This is a genomic window from Lentzea sp. NPDC005914 (genome assembly GCF_040629405.1).
Classification (GTDB): Bacteria; Actinomycetota; Actinomycetes; order Mycobacteriales; family Pseudonocardiaceae; genus Lentzea.
Genome location: NZ_JBEXVQ010000015.1, coordinates 122,952 through 142,130 on the forward strand (window position 1 = coordinate 122,952; position 19,179 = coordinate 142,130).

The 19,179-nt window shown below is 70.0% G+C and carries 17 protein-coding genes; 10 read left to right on the plus strand and 7 right to left on the minus strand.

Annotation, left to right across the window (positions count from 1 at the left end):
* The gene (locus ABZ345_RS22370) at nucleotides 1-1,407 is read right to left on the minus strand and encodes a lipoxygenase family protein (RefSeq protein ID WP_359851786.1); all 1,407 of its coding nucleotides are present in this window, start codon (nucleotides 1,405-1,407) and stop codon (nucleotides 1-3) included.
* 153 nt (nucleotides 1,408-1,560) lie between these two features.
* Nucleotides 1,561-1,749 (minus strand): hypothetical protein, encoded by a 189-nt coding sequence (locus ABZ345_RS22375; protein WP_359851789.1) that lies wholly within the window; start codon nucleotides 1,747-1,749, stop codon nucleotides 1,561-1,563.
* A gap of 159 nt (nucleotides 1,750-1,908) precedes the next feature.
* Between ABZ345_RS22375 and ABZ345_RS22380 the strand changes: the two genes are divergently transcribed.
* From ABZ345_RS22380 to ABZ345_RS22390, 3 genes are read left to right on the plus strand one after another with little or no spacing between them, the layout of a single operon-like run.
* A complete protein-coding gene (locus ABZ345_RS22380) occupies nucleotides 1,909-2,247 on the plus strand; it encodes an antibiotic biosynthesis monooxygenase (protein WP_359851792.1) in 339 nt (112 codons plus the stop codon).
* An 18-nt stretch (nucleotides 2,248-2,265) separates the two neighbouring features.
* Complete coding sequence (locus ABZ345_RS22385; RefSeq protein WP_359851795.1) at nucleotides 2,266-3,222, plus strand: pyridoxal-phosphate dependent enzyme; 957 nt, start codon at nucleotides 2,266-2,268, stop codon at nucleotides 3,220-3,222.
* Between the two features lie 31 nt (nucleotides 3,223-3,253).
* A complete protein-coding gene (locus ABZ345_RS22390; protein WP_359852043.1) occupies nucleotides 3,254-5,983 on the plus strand; it encodes a BTAD domain-containing putative transcriptional regulator in 2,730 nt (909 codons plus the stop codon).
* Here ABZ345_RS22390 and ABZ345_RS22395 read toward each other — a convergent pair.
* Nucleotides 5,950-6,456, minus strand: a complete 507-nt coding sequence (locus tag ABZ345_RS22395; RefSeq protein WP_359851798.1) for a hypothetical protein — start codon at nucleotides 6,454-6,456, stop codon at nucleotides 5,950-5,952. The two genes, ABZ345_RS22390 and ABZ345_RS22395, sit on opposite strands and share 34 nt — an antisense overlap.
* Before the next feature lie 184 nt (nucleotides 6,457-6,640).
* On the opposite strand from ABZ345_RS22395, the gene ABZ345_RS22400 reads away from it, so the two are divergent.
* Nucleotides 6,641-7,006 carry a cupin domain-containing protein gene (locus ABZ345_RS22400; protein WP_359851800.1) on the plus strand — a complete coding sequence of 122 codons (366 nt, stop codon included), beginning with the start codon at nucleotides 6,641-6,643 and terminating at the stop codon, nucleotides 7,004-7,006.
* On the opposite strand, the gene ABZ345_RS22405 is transcribed toward ABZ345_RS22400, so the two are convergent.
* A complete protein-coding gene (locus ABZ345_RS22405; RefSeq protein WP_359851803.1) occupies nucleotides 7,007-7,708 on the minus strand; it encodes a TetR/AcrR family transcriptional regulator in 702 nt (233 codons plus the stop codon).
* Between the two features lie 52 nt (nucleotides 7,709-7,760).
* On the opposite strand from ABZ345_RS22405, the gene ABZ345_RS22410 reads away from it, so the two are divergent.
* From ABZ345_RS22410 to ABZ345_RS22420, 3 genes are all read left to right on the plus strand, one after another.
* Complete coding sequence (locus tag ABZ345_RS22410; protein ID WP_359851806.1) at nucleotides 7,761-9,176, plus strand: MFS transporter; 1,416 nt, start codon at nucleotides 7,761-7,763, stop codon at nucleotides 9,174-9,176.
* Between the two features lie 142 nt (nucleotides 9,177-9,318).
* Nucleotides 9,319-10,521, plus strand: a complete 1,203-nt coding sequence (locus ABZ345_RS22415) for a glycosyl hydrolase family 8 (RefSeq protein WP_359851809.1) — start codon at nucleotides 9,319-9,321, stop codon at nucleotides 10,519-10,521.
* Between the two features lie 148 nt (nucleotides 10,522-10,669).
* The gene (locus tag ABZ345_RS22420; RefSeq protein ID WP_359851812.1) at nucleotides 10,670-11,797 is read left to right on the plus strand and encodes a VanZ family protein; all 1,128 of its coding nucleotides are present in this window, start codon (nucleotides 10,670-10,672) and stop codon (nucleotides 11,795-11,797) included.
* Here the strand turns inward: ABZ345_RS22420 and ABZ345_RS22425 are convergent.
* The gene (locus tag ABZ345_RS22425) at nucleotides 11,770-12,438 is read right to left on the minus strand and encodes a hypothetical protein (RefSeq protein ID WP_359851815.1); all 669 of its coding nucleotides are present in this window, start codon (nucleotides 12,436-12,438) and stop codon (nucleotides 11,770-11,772) included. The genes ABZ345_RS22420 and ABZ345_RS22425 overlap by 28 nt on opposite strands.
* 137 nt (nucleotides 12,439-12,575) lie before the next feature.
* Between ABZ345_RS22425 and ABZ345_RS22430 the strand changes: the two genes are divergently transcribed.
* The 3 genes from ABZ345_RS22430 to ABZ345_RS22440 all read left to right on the plus strand — a co-directional run bounded on the left by ABZ345_RS22430 (nucleotide 12,576) and on the right by ABZ345_RS22440 (nucleotide 15,996).
* Nucleotides 12,576-14,531 (plus strand): sensor histidine kinase, encoded by a 1,956-nt coding sequence (locus ABZ345_RS22430; RefSeq protein ID WP_359851818.1) that lies wholly within the window; start codon nucleotides 12,576-12,578, stop codon nucleotides 14,529-14,531.
* Complete coding sequence (locus tag ABZ345_RS22435; RefSeq protein ID WP_359851821.1) at nucleotides 14,519-15,151, plus strand: response regulator transcription factor; 633 nt, start codon at nucleotides 14,519-14,521, stop codon at nucleotides 15,149-15,151. Before ABZ345_RS22430 ends, ABZ345_RS22435 begins: the two co-directional genes overlap by 13 nt.
* 77 nt (nucleotides 15,152-15,228) lie before the next feature.
* A complete protein-coding gene (locus tag ABZ345_RS22440; RefSeq protein ID WP_359851824.1) occupies nucleotides 15,229-15,996 on the plus strand; it encodes an MHYT domain-containing protein in 768 nt (255 codons plus the stop codon).
* On the opposite strand, the gene ABZ345_RS22445 is transcribed toward ABZ345_RS22440, so the two are convergent.
* Together ABZ345_RS22445 and ABZ345_RS22450 are read right to left on the minus strand one after the other, a co-directional pair.
* Nucleotides 15,997-18,099 (minus strand): alpha/beta fold hydrolase, encoded by a 2,103-nt coding sequence (locus ABZ345_RS22445; protein ID WP_359851827.1) that lies wholly within the window; start codon nucleotides 18,097-18,099, stop codon nucleotides 15,997-15,999. It lies immediately after the preceding gene.
* Nucleotides 18,096-19,169: a class I SAM-dependent methyltransferase gene (locus ABZ345_RS22450; protein ID WP_359851830.1), complete on the minus strand. Its 1,074-nt coding sequence runs from the start codon at nucleotides 19,167-19,169 to the stop codon at nucleotides 18,096-18,098. The genes ABZ345_RS22445 and ABZ345_RS22450 overlap by 4 nt, the downstream gene beginning before the upstream one ends.
* Nucleotides 19,170-19,179: the final 10 nt, after the last annotated feature.

Here is a 19,179-nt window from a genome sequence, read left to right on the forward strand (position 1 = left end):
TCAGATGTTGGTGCTGTTGGGGATCAGGGACGGCCGCAGGTACTCGTAGGGCATCGGCCGGCGGCGGTTCCTGGCGACGATCTCGGCCTCGATGCTGTCCAGGCCTGCCTGGAAGCGCCGGTGCCCGGTGGCGACCGGCGTGCCCGTGAAGTCGTTCTCGTAGTTGCCCAGGACGGTGTGGTGGATGGAGCCGAGGAAGTGCATCACGCAGAACTGCTGCACGGCGACGTCCAGTGGCGGCAGGTTGTCGAGCCAGTCGGTCTCGGTGTGGCCCCTGCCGGTCGGCTCGGGGGTGTAGCCCGCCAGCGGGTTGGCGGGCAGGAACGCCATGTGGTCCTTCTGCGCGAAGTTCACGGCGGCGTGCTGGGGGCCCGCCGTCCAGATCACCATGGTCAGGATCTCCGCCAGGTCCTGCAAGTCGGCGATCTGGCCCGGCGTGGCGCCGAAATCCCGGACCTGACCGCCGGCGGGTGACGCGACCTCGGCCGCCCACGCCTGCAGCTCGTGGTCCGCGGCGACGTCGGCGTCGCCGCGGTAGCAGGCGCTGACGAAGTCGCCGACCCACTCGGAGATCGCCTGCCACACCAGCAGGCCGTCGTCGCGGTCCGGGAAGTGCGGCAGCTCGCGGCTGCCCGCCGTGCCCGTGGCCGCGAGCGTCGTGGGCAGGTAGTTGCCGCGGAACGACCGGTTCGCGCGGTGCTTGGCGAGCCACGGGTACGTGCTGGCCAGGTCGGACCCGATCAGGTACTCGACCGCCTTGCCGGGCTGGATCAGCAGCTCGACCGCGAGCTTGTTGATCGAGAAGGTGCCCTCGAAGTGCCGTTTGAGCAGCACGGCGACCGGGTGGTTGGCCGCGAGGTTGCGCACCGCGGCGAGCAGCACCGGTTCGCTCATCAGGTGCGTGAACCCCAGGTGGGTCAGCACCTCGTGGTAGGTGTTGTGCGCCGAGAGCACGCAGTTCTTGGCGAGCTTCCACGAGTAGCCGTCGGCCGGGGTGTAGATCTCGCGGCCCGCCGGGTCCTGGCCGCACTGGATCGCGAACGGCCGCAGCGGCCCACCCCGGCGCGGCCCGCAGAACGCGGCCATCGGCGCGTACATGAACTTCGGGGCCTGCGGGTGCTTGCCGTTGTCCAGCTCGGACATCGCCTCGTAGTCGGCCCAGTAGACCCTGCCCTCGGCGAGGGCGGTCGTGAGGTCGTCGCTCGCGAACTCGGGCACGGCGGTGAGGTGGGCGTTCGTGACCGGGAACTTGCCGGGGACCGCGGTCAGGCGGTGCAGCCGGGTCGGGTCGGGGCCGGCCACGAAGCACTCGGCGAAGTACTCGTCGGTCTCGAACCGGTCGACGATCGACGGCGGCTGCGCCAATGCGAAAACGTCCCGGAAGTCCTGCAGGCTCTTTTGTCTCAATTTCGCCCGCGGTGCCGCCGGGAACGGGCATGAAGTAGTCGACGAGCCCGGCCATGTCATCGGCCCGGATCATCGCCGCGAGCCTCATCGGCGCCAGCGGCTGCAGTTCGTTGACGAAATTCCAGCGACCCCTGCGCTTGAGCAGCCGCAGGTTCATCCTGAGCTTTCCTGGGCTTCGAGGGACTTGAGCTGCCAGCGCTTCGCCGGGCCGTCCGCCTCGGTCGTACCTGCGGCGACCGGGAAACCCATGTCCATGTCGTACCGGTACACCGACCGTACCGCGGCGACCTGTTCGACCCGTTCCGCACGGCTGTCGTGCTGCGAAATGAGATACTCCGCCACGAACCCTCCACCCCGTTTGAAAAACAACCCACGGCGAAATGCGGAAATGATGGCACGAGTTTTGCAATGCCGCTCGTGAGGGTCTGTTCAGGTGCGTGAACGGACAGCGGGCACGAAACTCGCTGGATCACGGGGCCGCGCCCGACCTACCGTGCCGCCATGAGCGATCACCCCGTCGAGGCTTTCGAACCCCCGTACTACGTGGCCGTCTTCTCCACGGTGCGGACTGCGGAACAGGGCGGCTACGGCGAGACCAACGCACGAATGGAAGAGCTCGTGGAGAACATCCCCGGCTATCTCGGGATGGACCACGCGCAGACGCCCGGCGGGCTGGGCATCACCGTCGGCTACTTCCGCGACGCCGAGGCGCTGACGCAATGGCGGACCAACGAGGAGCACCGGGCGGCGCAGAAGCGCGGGCGGGCCGAGTGGTACCAGAGCTACACGCTGCACATCGCGAAGGTGGAGCGCAGCCACGGGTTCACGCGCGCGGACTGACGCCCATAGGGTCAGGTCATGGCTGACCTGCTGACCATCGACGACGTCCGTGCCGCGGCCGAGGTGCTCGAGGGGCGGGTGCTGCGCACGCCGACGGTGCCCTCGCCGGGGCTCTCGGCGCTGCTGGGCGTGCCGACGACGGTGAAGCTGGAGTTGGTGCAGCGCACCGGTTCGTTCAAGATCCGCGGCGCCACCGCGAAGATCCTCTCGCTGTCGCGCGAGGCGCGGGCGGCGGGCGTGGTCGGGGTCAGCGGCGGCAACCACGGGATCTCGCTGGCCGACGCGGCGCGCGAACTGGGCGTGGCCGCCACGGTCGTGATGCCTTCCACGGCGCCCGCGCGGTCGGTGGAGCTCGCGCGGGCCTCTGGTGCGGACGTGCGGGTCACCGAGGGACTGGCGGCGGCGTTCCTGCTGCTCAACGACCTGGTGGCGGCGGGCGCGACGCTGGTACACCCGTACGACGACCCGATCGTGGCGGCGGCTCAGGGAACCGTGGGTCTGGAGTTCGCGCAGGACGCCCCGGATCTCACGGACGTGCTGGTCAGCATCGGCGGCGGAGGGTTCGTCGCCGGTGTCGCGACGGCGTTCCACGCGCTGGTGCCCGGCGTGCGCGTGTGGGGTGTCGAGGTCGAGGGCGCGGACGCGATGAGCCGGGCGCTGGCCGCGGGCGGGCCCGTGGAGATCACGCCGACGTCGATCGTCTCGACCCTCTCCGCTCCGCACGTGTCGCAGCTGACCTACGACCACGCCGTCGCGCTTCTCGAGGACGTGCTGGTGGTGTCCGACGCCGAGGCCGTGCAAGGCTCCATCACGCTCGCCGAGAGGCAGAAGGTGTGGGCCGAGCCCGCCGCCGGCTGTCTCGTCCCGGCGGCACGGACGGTGCTCGACCAGGTCGGGCCCGGCGCCCGGCTCGGAATCGTGGTGTGCGGCGGGAACGCCACGGTCGCCGACGTCGTCCGATGGGCTGACGCCTGAGCGCACTGGAGGAGCCATCAGCGGGTTGAGCGTGCGGTTGCTGGGCCCGCTCGAGGTCTGGCGGGACGGCCGCAGGGAGAGCCTCGGCGGTGTCAAGCAGCGGGCCCTGCTCGCGCACCTCGCGTTGCACGCGAACACCGGTGTCTCGCTCGACCAGCTCGTCGAGGCGCTGTGGCCCGTGTCGCGGCCGCGGTCGGTCGTGTCGAACGTCCGCACGTACGTCTGGCAGTTGCGGCAGCTTCTCGACGAGCAGCTGCGCACCCACGGAACCGGTTATGTGCTCGAGCTGTCGCCTTCTGAACTCGACACGTTGCTGTTCGACGAGCTGGTGGCCGACGCGCGCCGCCGGCCTGATGTCGCGCTGGAGTTGTTGCGGCAGGCGGAATCCCTCTGGCGTGGCCGGCCGCTGGAAGATCTGCCGGACCACGATGCCTGGACGCCTGCGCTCGCGCGGCTGAACGAGGCCCGCCTGTCGGCGACCGAGCACCGGCTCGCCCTGCAGGTGGCGCTGGGTGAGAGTGCCGCCGCGATCCCGGAGCTGCGGGCGTTGCTGGCGGAGCATCCGTACCGCGAGAGCGTGTGCGGTCAGCTCGTGGTCGCGTTGCAGCAGGACAACAGGCGCGCTGAGGCGTTGCAGGTGTACGCGGACATGCGCGAAAGGCTCGCCGGCGAGCTCGGCCTGGAGCCGGGTCCGGCGCTGCGGGAGGCGCAGCTCGCGGTGCTGCGGGACGAGCCCTCCGGCGCCCCGATCCGGCAGTTGCCGCCGTCGGTGTCCGACTTCTGCGGTCGTGCTTCGCAGGCCGAGGCGCTGGTCGAGGCGTTGCGGCGCCGGTCGGTGTCCGCGCCGGTGGCGGGTGTGACCGGGCCGCCCGGTGTCGGCAAGTCGACGCTCGCGATCCGGGTGGCGCACGAGGTCAGTGATCATTTCCCGGACGGGCAGCTGTACGTCGACCTCGGCGGCACCGCCGAACACCCGCGCGAGGCGGGCGATGTGCTCACGGAACTGTTGCACGCCTTGGGAGTCACCGGCGCCGGGCTGCCTTCGCAGGTCACGGCCCGTGCCGCGCTCTACCGCTCCCGGCTGGCCGGGCGACGGGTGCTCGTGGTGTTCGACGACGCGGCCTCGGTGAGCCAGGTCGTGCCGCTGCTTCCAGGGGATTCGGGCTGCGCGGTCCTGGTGACCAGCCGGCGCCGGCTGTCCGAGCTGCCGGGCGCGTTGCAGGTGGAGCTGCCGCCGTTCGCACCGGAGGAGGCTGCCGCGCTGCTCGCGGGCATCGCGGGTGCGGACCGGGTCAGCGCCCAGCCCGGTGAGGCCGCGGCGATCGCCCTGGCGTGCGGGCATCTTCCGCTGGCGATCCGGGTGGCGGGCGCGCGGCTGGCCGGGCGCGGCGGGTGGTCGCTGCAGGTGCTGCGGGAACGGCTGGTCGACGAGTCGACGCGGTTGCGCGAGCTGAGCTCCGGTGAGCTGGCCGTGCGGGCGAGCTTCGACCTCAGCGTCCGGCAGCTGTCCGAGCCGCAGTTCCACGCGTTCGTGCGGCTGGCGTTGCTGGGGCCGCACGACTTCCCCGGCTGGGTGGTCGAGACGCTGCTCGACTCGCCGGGCAGCGAGCACGTCGTGGACGGGCTGGTCGACGCTCATCTGCTCGAGTCCTGCGGTTCCGACGCGATCAGTCAGCCCCGGTACCGCCTGCACGATCTGTTGCGATGCCACGCACTGGAGCTGGTCCGTTCGTCGCCTGAGCGGACGGGTGCGTTGGAGCGGACGTTGCGGGCGTGGCTGTGGCTCGCGGTCACGGCGGCGCGGCGATTACCGGTCACGTTCGGCACGACGATCGCGTCGGTGGACCCGGTCCGGGCACCGGAGTACCTGCTCGCCGAGCCTGTCGCGTGGTTCGAGGCGGAGCGGCGGACGTTGTGCGGGGCGGTCGACATCGCGGCGGCCGCGGGGCTCGACGAGGTGGCGTGGCAGCTCGCGGCGGCCTGTGTGCCGTTCTTCGACCTGCACAGTCACTACGAGGACTGGGCTCGCACGCACGCGCGGGCGTTGCAGAGTGTGCGGGCGGCCGGGAACAAGGCGGGCGAGGCGGCGTTGCTGCGCGGCGTGGCCCAGGTGCACATCTACCGCGACGAGTTCGCCGACGCCGAGCGCGGAATGCTTGCGGCACAAGAGCTCTACCGCTCGGTCGGTGATCAGCGCGGTGAGGGCACCGCGGTCGCGGGCATCGGCGTGGTGTACCGGCTGCGGGCGGAGTACGAGCCTTCGATGGCGTTCTACGTCGAGGCGTTGCGGCTGCTGGAGTCCGCGGGCGATCTGCACTCCGTCGCGCACATGCGGGCGTCGATCGGCGCGGTGCACGGCGCCCTCGGCTCGCCGGCACAGGCGCGGGAGTGGCTCACCGGTGCCCGGCAACTGGCCGCCGATCTCGGTGACGCGCACCGGGAGGCGCTCGTGCTGGTCCGGCTCTCCGCGCTGTACCGCAGCACGGGCGAGCACGCGGAGGAACTGGTCAGCGCGCGCCGGGCCGTGGCGATCCTGATGGACCTCACCGACGAGCGGTGCACGGCGTTCGCCCAGGTCGAGCTGGCCGAGGCGCTGATCTCGAACGGTCACCCGCAAGAAGCGCACGACCTGGTGCAGCAGGCGCTGGACACCTACCGCCGCACCGGAAACCGGGAAGGCGAACCCGCCGCGCTGCGCACGTTGGCGCGCGCGGCGGGGTCCCTGGATCAGTTGCTGTTGCCGGGCTTCCAGCCGAGGTAGTGGCTGAAGTGCGACGTCGAGCTCGCGTGGCCGATCTTGTTGTTGACGTCGGTCGACCAGAAGCCGCCCGCGCCGTCCGCGATGCCCACGTGGCCGTACTGGCTGATGTCCCAGAACACGAACGCGCCCTTGGGCGGCGTGCCGGTGGTGTGGCGGGCGCCGTCGGAGGACCGCCAGTGCTCGATCGCCGACGCGTGGTGCGTCGTGCGGTTCCACGCGAGGCGGACCGCGCGCTCGCAGTAGCCCTCGTAGGCGGTGCTGCCGTTGCGGTCGGACATCCACTTGACGGCGCCGGCGGCCGTCTGCTGGATGCTGATGTCGGACGCGGTGGCCGTGTCGCCGAGCTGCGCCTGCGCGAGCTCGGCGTTCGGGCTGAACGCTTCCCCCGTGGCCGCGCCGGCCGGCACGGCGGTGCCGATCAGAGCTGCGCCCAGCAGGCCGATGGCCGCGACCGTGACTTTGGTGAACCGCATGAGATCCCCTTTTCGCTGTCTGCACTGCTCCCACAGCGTCTGGGGGCCTCATCCACGGCAGATACACCGCTGATACACCGGCGTCGAGGTACGTCCGTTCGGCCCTATCGAACAGGTCCTGTGCCACGCGCGCACAGGGCCTTTCGCGTGTTGTCCTCGATGGACACTCCCGAGGAGGTGGACCATGTCCGGTCTGCTCGTCAAAAGCTTCGACAAGCCAGAGGAGACCCGTCCCTTCGAACAGGGCATGGGTCAGCTGGAACTGCTCAACCTCGACTCGGGCCCGGTCGGCCGTGCCACCTTCCAGCCGGGCTGGCGCTGGTCGGAACACGTCAAGCCGATCGCGCAGACCGACAGCTGCATGGTGGCGCACAAGGGTTACTGCGTCTCGGGCCGGATGCAGATCGTCATGGACGACGGTCAGCAGGAAGAGATCGGGCCCGGCGACTTCATGACGGCGGAACCAGGGCACGACGCCTGGGTGGTCGGCGACGAGCCCTGCGTGCTGGTCGACTGGCAGGGCGAGTCCGACTACGCCAAGCGGACGTGATCACAGCCCGTTCAGCAACAGCTGCAACGTGAACTCGAACCGCTCGTGGCCCTCGCCCGAGTTCAGCTCGTCCGCGTGCTCGATCGTGTGCGGGAACCTGCTCACCGGCAGCATTCGCAGCCGGGCCAGGATCTCGTCCCGGTCGACCACGCGGCTGTCCTCGTCGTGGTCCGGGTGGCGGCGCAGTGACGCCTCGACGGTGTAGGCGCTGACGTAGAGCAGTGCGGCGTCGATCGTCCACGCGGCCGGCCGCGGTGCCACGCCGCCCTTCAGCAGGATCGCGAGCAGGCCCTCGGTGATCCGGAGCGTGTCGAGGTTGGCCGGGGCGGCGGCGAGGGCCGCCTGCGCGATGCCCGGATACCGCAGGAACTCATCGCGCAGCTGACCGCAGACGTCGGCGAACTGCGCGCGCCACCGTCCGGCGTGCGGCGTGGGCAGCGAGACGTTGCGGCTCAGGGTGCCGATCAGCAGGTCGTCGAGTTCGGCCTTGTTGCGCACGTGCGCGTAGAGCGAGGCCGGACCGGTGCCGAGCGCGGAGGCCACGCCGCGCATGGTCAGCGCGGCGAACCCCTCGGTCTCGACCAGGCCCAGCGCCGTCGTCACGATGCGGTCGACCGTGATCGGTTCCTTGCGCACCGGGGGCGCGTCCAGTGCCTCGATCTGGGCCGCCCACTCTTCCCGCGACGAGCTCTTGCGCTTCATGTGACCACCCTACCAGTTGACACGAACACTGTTCGTCCGTAGAACAGTGTTCGTGTCCCACCTCCTCCAAACCTCGCCGCGGTCGCTGCGAGAAGCGTGGATCGCCCTTGCCGGGCTGTCCGCGGTGTTCCTGTTCGAGATGCTCGACAACTCGATCCTCACCGTCGCCCTGCCCACGATCGGGCGCGACCTCCATGCCTCGACGACCGCGCTGCAGTGGGTGTCGAACTCCTACGCCGTCGTGTTCGGCGGCCTGATGCTGGTGTTCGGCGCCGTGGCCGACCGGGTCGGGCGCCGCCGCGTGATGCTCGTCGGGCTCGTGCTCCTCGGCGTCGCGAGCCTGGCGACCGTGTTCGTGACGTCCGTGGGCGAGCTCATCGCCGTGCGGTCGCTGATGGGCGTCGCGGCGGCGATGACCACGCCCGGCTCGATCGCGCTGGCGTTCCGGTTGTTCCAGGACGACGACCTGCGCGTGCGGGCGATGACGTTCATCTCCACCGTGGGCCTGGTCGGCCTGGCGATCGGTCCGCCGCTCGGCGGTTTCGTGCTCACGGTGGCGCCCTGGCAGACGTTGCTGCTCATCAACGTGCCGATCGCGGTGCTCGCCTTCGCCGGCATCAGCCGGGGCATCCAGGCGGACACCGACCTGCACCGCGACCCCGCGGACCTGGTCGGGGGTGTGCTCGGCACCGCGACCATCGTGCTCGCGCTCGTCGTGCCGACGTTCTTCGTCGAGCAGGGCGCGGGATCGTGGATGCCTTGGGCCGCCGCCGCTTTCACCGTCGTGATGGCGATTCTTTACGTCGTACGCGCGCGCTCGGCGAGCCATCGGTTGCTCGATCTGAAGCTCGTCGCCCGGCCGTTGGTGGCCAGCGGTCTCGCGTACAAGGCGGCGACCGGCCTTGCCGCGGCCGGCCTCACCTACCTCGTGACGCTCCAACTGCAGCTCGACTGGCACTGGTCCCCCGCGCTCGCCGCGGTGGGCATGCTGCCGCAGGTCGTCGTGCTGATCGCCGGTGGCCCGTTCGTCAACCGCTTCGTGCGCTGGGCCGGCCTCGACCGGGCCGCGTGGCTCGGCGGTGCCTGCACCGTGGCCGGACTCGCCGTCTACGCGCTGCTGGGCCGTCTCGGGTACGTGCCGGTCGCGGTCGCTCTGGTGCTCGTGGCCATCGGCATCCGCGTGGTCGGTGCCGTCGCGGGCGTCAACGTGCTGAAGGGCCTGCCGGAGAACCGGACCTCGATCGGTGTCGCACTCGTGGACACCGCCTCCCAGGTCACCTCCGCCGCCGGTGTCGCCGTCAGCGGCACGGTTCTCGCGCTGATGTTCACCGGTGGCATCGCCCAACCCGGTTGGACTTCCCGGCAGACCGCCCAGTTCGAGAACGCGGTGACGGTCGGCAGCCTCGTGCTCACCTCCGTCGCGGCCGCGCTGGTCGGATGGGCCTACCTCCGCATGCGCAGGGCGTAGTCGCGCGCAAATCGTTCAGATCAGACATTTCACATTAAGTATGTAAAGTTTCCTATCATATTGACCAAAGGTCTGGACGTATGCGACTCTCACGGAAATCGCCGCCCTCCAACGAGATCCGGTCTCACCCAGTGAGGGACTCATGCGCAAAACCCTGCAAGCACTGGCTTTGGCTGCTGTGACAGCCACCAGTCTGATCACCACGCACACGGCGAACGCGGCCGCGACTCCTTACGTTCCGGGCACGCTGCGGCCGTCGGCGGACCAGGCCACGCAGGACGCGGCGCTGATGAAGTACTGGAACTTCTGGAAGGCCAACTTTCTGAGCACCAAATGCGGTTCCGGTACTTATGCCGTGCTTTCCAAGGACGCCGACCACGCCTATGTCGCCGAGGGCGAGGGCTACGGCATGACGATCGCCGCGATGATGAGCGGCAAGGACCCCCAGGCGCGGGCGATCTTCGACGGCATCCTCAAGTTCGTCAAAGCGCATCCGTCGGTCAACAACAAGGACCTGCACGCGGCCGAGCAGGACTCGAACTGCAAGAGCGTCAACGGAAGCGACTCCGCGACCGACGGCGACCTGGAGATCGCGTACGGGCTGCTGATCGCCGACAAGGTCTGGGGCAGCTCTGGCTCGGTCAACTACCTGAGCGAGGCCAAGCGGGTCATCAACGCCATCAAGAAGTCCGAGCTCAACGGCAGCACGAAGTTCCTGCTGCTCGGCGACTGGGGCAACGACGGCAAGTACAACACCAGCTCGCGCACCTCGGACTGGATGCCGGGCCACTTCCGGGCGTTCGCCAAGGCGACCGGCGACTCGACCTGGTCGAGCGTGCTGAGCACCTCGGAGAACGCGGTCACCAAGCTGCAGTCGCAGTACGCGAGCACGACCGGTCTGCTGCCCGACTTCGTGGTGAACACCAACAGCACCCCGAAGCCCGCGCCGGCGAACTTCCTGGAGGGCTCCTACGACGGCGCCTACAGCTGGAACGCGTGCCGCGACCCGTGGCGGCTCGGCGCGGACGCGATCACCGCCGAGGGCAGCGCGGCGAAGGCCCAGGTCCGCAAGATGAACTCCTGGATCCAGACCAAGACCGGTGGTGACCCGGCCAAGATCGGTTCGGGCTACAAGCTGAACGGCTCGGCGACCGAGTCGGGCCAGCACCCCTGCTTCACCGCGCCGTTCGCCGTGGCCGCGATGACCGACCCCGGCAGCCAGGTGTGGCTGGACAAGCTGTTCGCGCAGATCACCAAGTTCAGCCCGGACAAGAACGACTACTACGGCACGGGGATCACGCTGCAGGTGCTGATCATCCTGTCGGGCAACTTCGTCGCGCCCTGACGGTGTCCACATCGGATCGGTGAAGTCCACCGGGGAGAGTGTGACGGCGACAGCGTTGCCGCTGTAGGTGACACCGGTCAGTCCTCGCGTGCCTGCGGGGACTGACCGGCCGTACCTGCTGCGTCCGTCCGATGCATCTTCTCCGATCGTGGTTTGGCCCCAGTACGCCACGGGCATAGGACCGCTCATGATGGCGTCGTACTGGGAAACCGCGCGCACCGGCTTCCTGGCGTTCGTGGGCATCGGGCTGTTGGTGCTCATTCCCCTGGTGGCGTTGCACTACTGGCGTTTCGGGCGCGTGGAGCCGCGCCGGGCGTTCGTGCTGTACGGCCTGCTCCTGTACGGCCTGGTCGCGCTGGCGTTGATCTTCCTGCCGTTCCCCGACCGGTCGCAGGTGTGCCAGGGCGACCAGATGCTGTCGACGGTCCCCTTCCAGTGGGTGACCGACATGAACAACAACATGGCGGCGTACGGGCGTCACGGCATCGTGGCGATGGTTCGGTCGCAGGCATTCCTGCAGCAGCTGTTCAACGCCGCGTTGTTCGTTCCGCTGGGAGTGGTGCTGCGCAAGGCGTACGGCAAGGGACCGCTCGCCGTCGTCGCCATCGGCCTGGGGCTGTCGCTGGCGGTCGAGGTGGTCCAGTACACCGGCAACTTCGGCTACTACCCGTGCCCGTACCGGATCGCCGACGTGGACGACCTGATGTCGAACACCTTCGGCGCCTTGCTGGGGTGGATGGTGGCCCCTGCCGCGCTCGTCGTGCCCCGGCTTCCCTCGTCCGAGGACTCGACCGCGCCCTCTGGCACCGTGTCCGTGCCTCGCAGGCTGCTCGGACTGGTCGCCGAACTCGTGCTGGTGATCGTGATCGTGAAGCTGCTGCCCATCGATCCGCGCTGGGCCGTCGGCGTGCTCGTGCTGTTCAGGGTGGTGTTGCCGGCCGCGGCGAACGGGATGACGCCCGGCGGAGTGCTGCTGGACTACCGGGTTCGCGGTGAGGACGGTGCACGGGCCAACCCCGCTCAGCTCGCGTTGCGGGAACTGCTCGGCGTCACCGGCTTCGTGGCCTACGCGCTCATCGCGTCACCGCTGATCGGCATCAGCCTGGTCGACCTGGTGGTGGTGACGTTGTTCGTGGTGGGAACGTTCGTGGTCCCGGTGTTCCGCAAGGACCAGCGGGGCTGGCACGAGCACGCGTCCCGCACGCGCGACACCGCCGAGCCGCGGCACCGGCTCGGCGGGATGCGGTCTCACCCGGCTGAGCGCCAGGCGAAGTAGCCCAGGCCGATCGCGCCGGCCGCCATCGGGATGCTGGTCAGCAGGCCGGCCAGGCCGTTGCCGGGGATCACGAACGTCAGCACGATCGTGAGCAGGGTGAGGGGCACCCACTTCGGCACGGCGTGTGAGCGGAGCAGACCCACGCACTGCAGCGCGGTGCCGACCAGCACGAGAGCGGCGCCGGGGATCATCAGAGCGAACAGGTGGGCGTCGTTGTTCGCCGCCTGGATCACGGCCTCGCCGGCGGCGCGGCCGACACCGGGGTCGGTCGGGAAGAAGTAGGCCGTGGCCCAGCCCGCGACGCCCGCGGTCTGCAGTCCGGCGCCGAGCCACATGAGTGCGGCGCCCCAGGTCGCCCAGGTGCTGCCGCGGCGCCGGACGAGGACCATGGTCGCCAGTGCCTGCAGCGGCACGTTGATCACCGCCATGGCGGCCAGGCCGGTGAGCAGCGACCACCACAGGTCGCGGCCGGCCGCGATGTCGGCGTAGGAGTAGGTTTCGCCGCCGGCCGCCGGTTGCGGCCACAGCAGTCCGCCGATGACGGCGGCGACGGACGTGACGGCCAGGACGACCGCCAGGACGGCGACGCGTCCACGGGTCGCGGTCTCGGTCGTGGTCTCGGTGGTGATGTCGACGGACATGATCCCTGCCTTTCCTGCGCTGGTTCGTGGCTCAAGAGAACCGCTGGAACGGCAGCGTCCACATCGGTACCGGCTCGGGACCCCGGCTCCGTGCTGACACGGAGGCCGGGCCGCCGCACCGGCCTTACCCTGGGGCGATGAGGTCACTGGGACTGGGTCTTCCGGGCGTCGCCGTCGTCATGACGGCCGGCGGCGGCTGGCTCGTGTCCCGCCTGCAGAGCGGTCTGGTGCTGCCGTTCGCCGGTTTCGCGGCGCTCGGACTGGCCGTGGCGGCGCTCGGCGTGGTGATCGCGTTCCGGGTGCGGGCCAACCCCGTCGGCGCGCTGCTCGCGTGGGCCGGGGCGATCGTGGTCTTCCTGGCGGCGCGGGACGTGTACTACGAGAGCTGGCTCAACGAACCCGCCTCGGTGCCACTGGACTCCCGCGTGGTCGCGTTCTTCAACGAGAGCGGGTGGTGGCTGCTCGCCGCCATCGCGTTGCTGCTGCTGTACTTCCCGGACGGCACGCTGCCCGGCCGGCGGTGGCGGGTGCTCCCACCGCTGATCGTCGTGCTCGCCCTCGCCCAGCAGGGTTTCGGGATGGTGCCGCGGGAACCGTTCACCGAGCCGATGGAGGGGCTGGCACATCCGTGGGGGCCACCGTCCGATGTGGTCCACGTGCTCAGCTTCGTGGTCAACATCGGTTTGCTGCTGGCCTTCCTCGCGTCCGGTGTCTCGCTGGTGCTGCGGTTCCGGCGGTCCGCCGATGTCGTGCGGGCGCAGCTGAAGTGGCTGGCGTTCGCGGGTCTGGCAGCGACCGCCTACCCGGTCGTGTGCCTGGCCGAGATCGTGGTCACCGGCCGAAGTGGGGTCGTGGCAACGGTTTTCGGCGTGACGACGATCGTCGCGCTGTTCTGCTCGGTGGGTGTGGCGATGCTGCGTCACGACCTCTACGACGTGGACCGCGTGCTGGCCGACGCCATCAGCTACACGATCGTGCTGCTGGTCCTCATCGGAGCGTATGCGGTGTCCGCACTCGCGCTCGGGCTCGTGGTGGGCCAGGACTCCCCCGCCACCGCGGCCGGTGCCACCGCGGTCTGCGCCGTGCTGCTCGCGCCGGTCAGAAAGCGCCTGCAACGGGTGGTGGACCGGCGGCTGTTCCCGCGGACGAGGGCGGCTCTGCAGGCGATCGACGACCTGCAGCACCGCGTGCACACCCAGGCGGCGCAACCGGAAGAGCTCGAGGAGGCCCTGCGCACGGCGTTGAAGGACCCCACGCTCCGGGTGGGCCTGCTGATCCCGGCGTCGACCGGCTTCGTCGACGCGCGGGGCGTGCCGGTGGCCGACACGGGGCTCGTGCCGATCACCCTCGGCGGCACGCAGATCGGCGTTCTCGCCTCGGCGACCACCTCTCCGTCTGTCCTGCGGATCGTCGCTTCCGCAGCGGCCAGCCTCGTCGAGGTCTCGCGGTTGCGCGGCGAGCTGGCCGCAGCGTTGCGCGAGGTCGAGGCCAGCCGGGCCCGGCTCGTCCAGGCAGGAGACGCCGAACGGCGGCGGCTCGAGCGCGACCTGCACGACGGCGCCCAGCAGCGGCTGGTGTCGCTGGGCATGGCGATGCGGCTGGCCCAGCGTCAACTCTCCGCCGGCGGGGTCGACATGCACGCCCTGCTCGACCAGAGCGTCGCCGAGCTCGCCACCGCGATCGCGGAGCTCAGGCAGATCGCGCACGGCCTGCGGCCCGCCAGCCTCGACGACGGCCTGCACTCCGCTCTCGCCGCGCTGACGAACAAGCTCCCGGTGCCGGTGACGCTGGAGATCATGGCCGAACCGCTGGCCGACGACGTCACGATCACGGCGTACTTCGTCGCGGCCGAGGCGATCACCAACGCGGCCAAGCACGCCCGCGCCAGCGAGATCACGGTCAGCGTGACCCAGCAGGCCGACGAGGTGAACGTGGTGGTGAAGGACGACGGCTGCGGTGGTGCCGATCCACGCGCGGGATCGGGGCTGGCCGGACTGGCCGATCGCGTCGCGGCGCTGGGCGGCTCGTTGCGGTTGAACAGCCGGCCGGGGCTCGGCACGACGATCCAGGCGGTGCTGCCGTGCGCATCGTGATCGGCGAGGGCTCGGCGTTGTTCCGCGAAGGTCTCGCGAGCCTGCTCTCCCACGCGGGCCACGACGTCGTGGGTCGTGCCGCCGACGCCAAGACGCTGGTGAGCGTGGTGGCCGCCGCCGAACCCGACCTCGCGATCGTCGACGTGCGGATGCCTCCCGACCTCAGCGACGACGGCGCCCGTGCCGCCCGCAGGATCAGGGCCGCGCAGCCCGGCGTCGCGATTTTGCTGCTCTCCCAGCACATCGAGACGCGGCACTCCGTCGAGCTCGTCAGCCAGGGCGGGTTCGGGTACCTGCTCAAGGACCGCGTGCTCGACGTCGACGAGTTCCTGGAGTCGATCGCGCGCGTCGCCGCCGGTGGGTCCGCTCTCGATCCCGAGGTGGTGGGCAGGCTGCTGGGCCGGCCCGCCACGGGGGCGCTGACGCCGCGAGAACGCGAGGTGCTCGGTCTGATGGCCGAGGGCTGCACGAACGTCGCCATCGCGCGGAGGCTGTTCCTCACCGAGCGCACCGTCGAGACCCACGTCGGCAGCATCATGGCCAAGCTGGGTCTGGCCGCCAACGTCGAGGAGCACCGGCGGGTGCTCGCGGTGTTGACCTATTTGGCCGAATACAGCTGACAGTTCTACCGAGAGTGGCACAAAGGAGAAGTTGTTCTTGTCTCTATAGATACGGAATGTTTCCATCTCATATGGACATGGGGACCTTCACACCGATCGCGGCCTATCTGGTCGCCTGTCTCGGCTCAGCCCTCGGCCTCCTGTCCTCCGAACGGGCACGGAACGCGGCCAGAGCACCACGCAACTGGTGGTTGACGGTGGCCGCGGTGTCGATCGGCGGACTCGGTATCTGGGGCATGCACTTCACCGCGATGCTCGGCACGTGGATGGGCGCGACCGTCGCCTACGACATCCCGATCACGTTGCTGAGCATGGTCGTCGCCATCGTGGTCGTCGGCATCGGACTGTTCATCGTCCGGCACGCCAACACCGGCGAACGCGACGTCCGGCTCCTGCCGCTGGTGGCGGGCGGGCTCGTCACCGGGCTCGGCGTCGCCGCGATGCACTACACCGGCATGGCGGGGATCAAGATCGGCGCGACGATCACCTACGACACGCTCAAGGTCATCCTGTCCATCGCGATCGCCGTGGTCGCCGCGACCGCCGCGCTGTGGGCGACGACGAGCGTCCGCGGCCCGCTCGCCGTCGCCGGTGCCGCGCTCGTGATGGGGCTCGCGGTCACCGGCATGCACTACACCGGCATGAACGCCATGAACATCGTGGTCGACCGCAACTCCCCGGTCATCTCCGGCAACTCCCAGGAGCTGATCACGTCGTTGATCATCGGCGGTGCGGGCGTCAGCGTGCTGATCATCTTCCTGCTCGCTCTCACGACTTCCTCCGACGAACGCAACGAGGACGCGGAACTGCTCGACCGCGTCATGCGCAAGACCGGGCTTCAGTAGTCAGAGCAGGTCGGCCAGCAAGGCGGCGGCTTTCGCCGCGCCGTCGTTCTCGACCGGCCGGTAGTCGGTCTCCCGCCCGATCTCCTCGGCGATGGCGGCCGCCAGGACCTCCCGGTCGGCGACGTCCTCGTAGGTAATGCAGCGGCCCGCCCCGTACCGGGCGAGCCGGTGCCGGACGTGGAAGTTCTGCTCGAAGTGGTGGCGCAGCGGCACGAAGAGGAACGGGCGCCGGGCGGCCGTCAGCTCCATGCAGGTGGTCAGGCCGCCCTGCACCACCGCCAGGTCGCAGGCGCCGAGGTAGCGGTGCAGGTCCGGCAGGTAGCCGCGCACCTCCACGCCGGGATCGCGGGTCAGCGACGACGGGTCGATGCGGGGTCCGGTGACGACGAGAAATCTCAGGCCCGGCACCAGCTTTCGCGCGGACGGCACCGCGTCGAGCACTCTGCGGAGCAACGACTCCCCCACTGCCGAGCCGCCGACCGTGACCACGCACAGCCTCTCGTCCGGCCGGACGCCGATCCTCCTGCGCAACGCCTCGCGCTCGGCTTCGTCTGGCGGGTCGAATCCCGTTACGTAGCCGGAGAAGTCGAAGTTCTGCTCCGTCCACTCGCGAATGCCGGGCAGACCGTCGCCGAACGGCAGCGGCACCACGTCGTCCGGGTTGCCGACGAACACCGACCGGTCGCGCACCCGCCGCAGGCGCGCTCGTTGCTCGATCATCTCCAGGTTGTAGTCGGCGGTCAGGCGTTCCTCGCGCGCGCCGCCGTCGGGCATCGGCAGCCAGCCGACGAAGTCCGTCAGCCAGGCGAACGCGGACCGCTTGAGCCGCGGGTTCTCGTGCAGGAAGTGGTCGACCTCCCACGCCTCGTCCCCGATCACCAGGTCGTACTGGGCCGCGACCTCGTCGAACACCATGAAGTTGTGCACCAGCACCGCGTCCAGCCGCCGGAACGTCTCGAACACGTGCAGGTCGTGCTCGCCCGCGTCGTCCTCCACGTGGGCCGACTCGGTGGCGAGCCACGCCGACGCCGGGTGGATCCGCTCCCCCGCCCGGCCGAGCATCTCGGTGACCGGGTGCTGGGCGAGCCAGTCGATCTCCAGGTTCGGGCGGAGCTTGCGCAGCTCGGAGGCGATGGCCAGGTCGCGCCGGGCGTGGCCGAGACCGATCGGCGAGCTCAGGTACAACGCGCGCGGCGGCCTGCTGATCGCTCTGGACTGGCGAGTGCGCCGGGCGGCCGGGTGCACGCGGTCGACGAACTCCTTGACCAGCAGGTTGATCCGCACCGGATCGCGCGCGGGCAACCCGTGCCCGGAGCCGTCGACCAGCACCAGTGAACCGCCGGTCAGCTCGGCGAGGCGTTCACCGATCGCGTGCGGGCGGACCCGGTCGTCGGTTCCGTGGATCACCAGCACCGGGCAGCGCACCTCGCGGCAGGCGTCCTCGATGGACTCCGAGCCGAGCCGTCCGTCCGTGGTGTCGGCCATCGTGGCGGGCTCGATCTGGTGCGCCCACCGCACGCCGTCCTCGATCTGCTTGGTGGAGTGCGGTTCGGGGAACATCCTGGCGAAGAACCAGTCGACGAACTCGTCGTATCCGCCGTGGAGCCAGTGGTGGCGGTTGTACTGAGCCCCGCTCCCGATGGACTCCCAGGCCTGCTTCTCCTGGCCGAGCGTGCCGATGAGCGACGCGCTGGCCGGTGCGACGGCGACGATGCCGGTGACGCGGTCCGGGTGGCCGACCGCCACGAGCACCGACCAGGCGTCTCCACGGGACAACGACACCAGCACGGCCTGCGAGGTGCGCGTGGCGTCCATGACCGCGATCGCGTCTGCGGCATACTCCGAGTCCACATAGGACTCAGGGCCTGCCGGGCGGCTCGATTCGCCGGAGCCGCGGCCGTCGAACGTGACCACCCGGAAGTGCCGCGCGAGGTAGGGCACCTGCGCCTTCCAGAACAGCGACGGCACGATCGACCAGGTCGGCATGAGCAGAACCGTCGGCCTGCCGGGGTTGTCGTAGACCTTGAACGCGAGCCGCACCCCGGCCCGCTCGGCGAACCCGGTCTGGTCCGGCTCGCGGACCGGGCGCGGCTCGGCGGTCACGGCCGGACTTCGAGGACCTGGTTGAACGGCGTCGCGGCCACCCCGGCGAACCGGGTGAACCCGCCGGCGACCGCCACGTCCCGGATGCGCGCGGGCCCGGCCTGGGTGCCCAGCGCGAGACCGACGTCCTGCGACAGCGACGCGGGTGTGCACAGCAGGGTGGAGAAGCCGTAGTAGGTGCGGCCGACGGGGTTGAGGTTGTCCTCCACGTTGTCACCGGCCATCGGCTCGACGATCATCCACGTGCCGTCGGAGGCCACCGCGTCCCGCACGTGCCGTGCCGCTCCGACCGGGTCACCCATGTCGTGCAGGCAGTCGAACATGGTCACGAGGTCGTAGCCCGTGCCGCTGAAGTCCTTGGCGGACGCCACTTCGAACGTCACGCGGTCACCGACGCCGGCGGCCGCCGCGCGTTCCCGTGCGATCCGGATCGACTCGGGGTGGTAGTCGGACCCGGTGAAGGTCGAGTTCGGGAACGCCTGAGCCATCAGGATTGTCGATGCGCCGTGTCCACAGCCGACGTCGGCGGCCTTGGCACCGGCGCGCAGCTTGGCGGTGACGCCGTCCAGCGCGGGCAGCCAGCCCTCGATCAGGTTCGCCTCGTAGTTGGGCCGGAAGAACCGCTCGCAGCCGAGGTGGACGTCGGTGTTGTGCTCGTGCCAGCCGACCCCGGAACCGCTGCGGGCGGCGTCCAGCACACGCCCGGCGTCGTGCACCGTGCCCAGTGCGATCTGGAACATGCCGGGCAGGAACGCCGGGCTGTTCTCGACGGTCAGCGCCACGGCGTGCTCGATCGGCAGGGTGTACCGGCCGGTCGCGGGGTCGTAGGTCACGTAACCGCCGGCGGCCTGGGCGTTGAGCCATTCGCGCACGTACGGCTCGGCGGTGCCGCTGCGGTCGGCGAGCTCGGCGGGGCTGAACGGCTCACCGGACGCCATGACGCGGTAGTAGCCGAGCTTGTCGCCCATGACGACGAGGGCGGCGTTCAGGGTGGCGCCCACCTCGTCGACGGCCCGGAACACGAACTGCATGAGCTTGTCGGTGTCGACCTCGGGTCTTGTCGTGGTCATCAGCTCTTCC

Coding starts and splice junctions, on each gene's coding strand:
- ABZ345_RS22380 (WP_359851792.1), top strand. CDS start 1,909: ATGAGCGATCACCCCGTCGAGGCTTTCGAACCCCCGTACTACGTGGCC.
- ABZ345_RS22385 (WP_359851795.1), top strand. CDS start 2,266: ATGGCTGACCTGCTGACCATCGACGACGTCCGTGCCGCGGCCGAGGTG.
- ABZ345_RS22395 (WP_359851798.1), bottom strand. CDS start 6,456: ATGCGGTTCACCAAAGTCACGGTCGCGGCCATCGGCCTGCTGGGCGCA.
- ABZ345_RS22400 (WP_359851800.1), top strand. CDS start 6,641: ATGTCCGGTCTGCTCGTCAAAAGCTTCGACAAGCCAGAGGAGACCCGT.
- ABZ345_RS22405 (WP_359851803.1), bottom strand. CDS start 7,708: ATGAAGCGCAAGAGCTCGTCGCGGGAAGAGTGGGCGGCCCAGATCGAG.
- ABZ345_RS22415 (WP_359851809.1), top strand. CDS start 9,319: ATGCGCAAAACCCTGCAAGCACTGGCTTTGGCTGCTGTGACAGCCACC.
- ABZ345_RS22425 (WP_359851815.1), bottom strand. CDS start 12,438: ATGTCCGTCGACATCACCACCGAGACCACGACCGAGACCGCGACCCGT.
- ABZ345_RS22430 (WP_359851818.1), top strand. CDS start 12,576: ATGAGGTCACTGGGACTGGGTCTTCCGGGCGTCGCCGTCGTCATGACG.
- ABZ345_RS22440 (WP_359851824.1), top strand. CDS start 15,229: ATGGGGACCTTCACACCGATCGCGGCCTATCTGGTCGCCTGTCTCGGC.
- ABZ345_RS22450 (WP_359851830.1), bottom strand. CDS start 19,169: ATGACCACGACAAGACCCGAGGTCGACACCGACAAGCTCATGCAGTTC.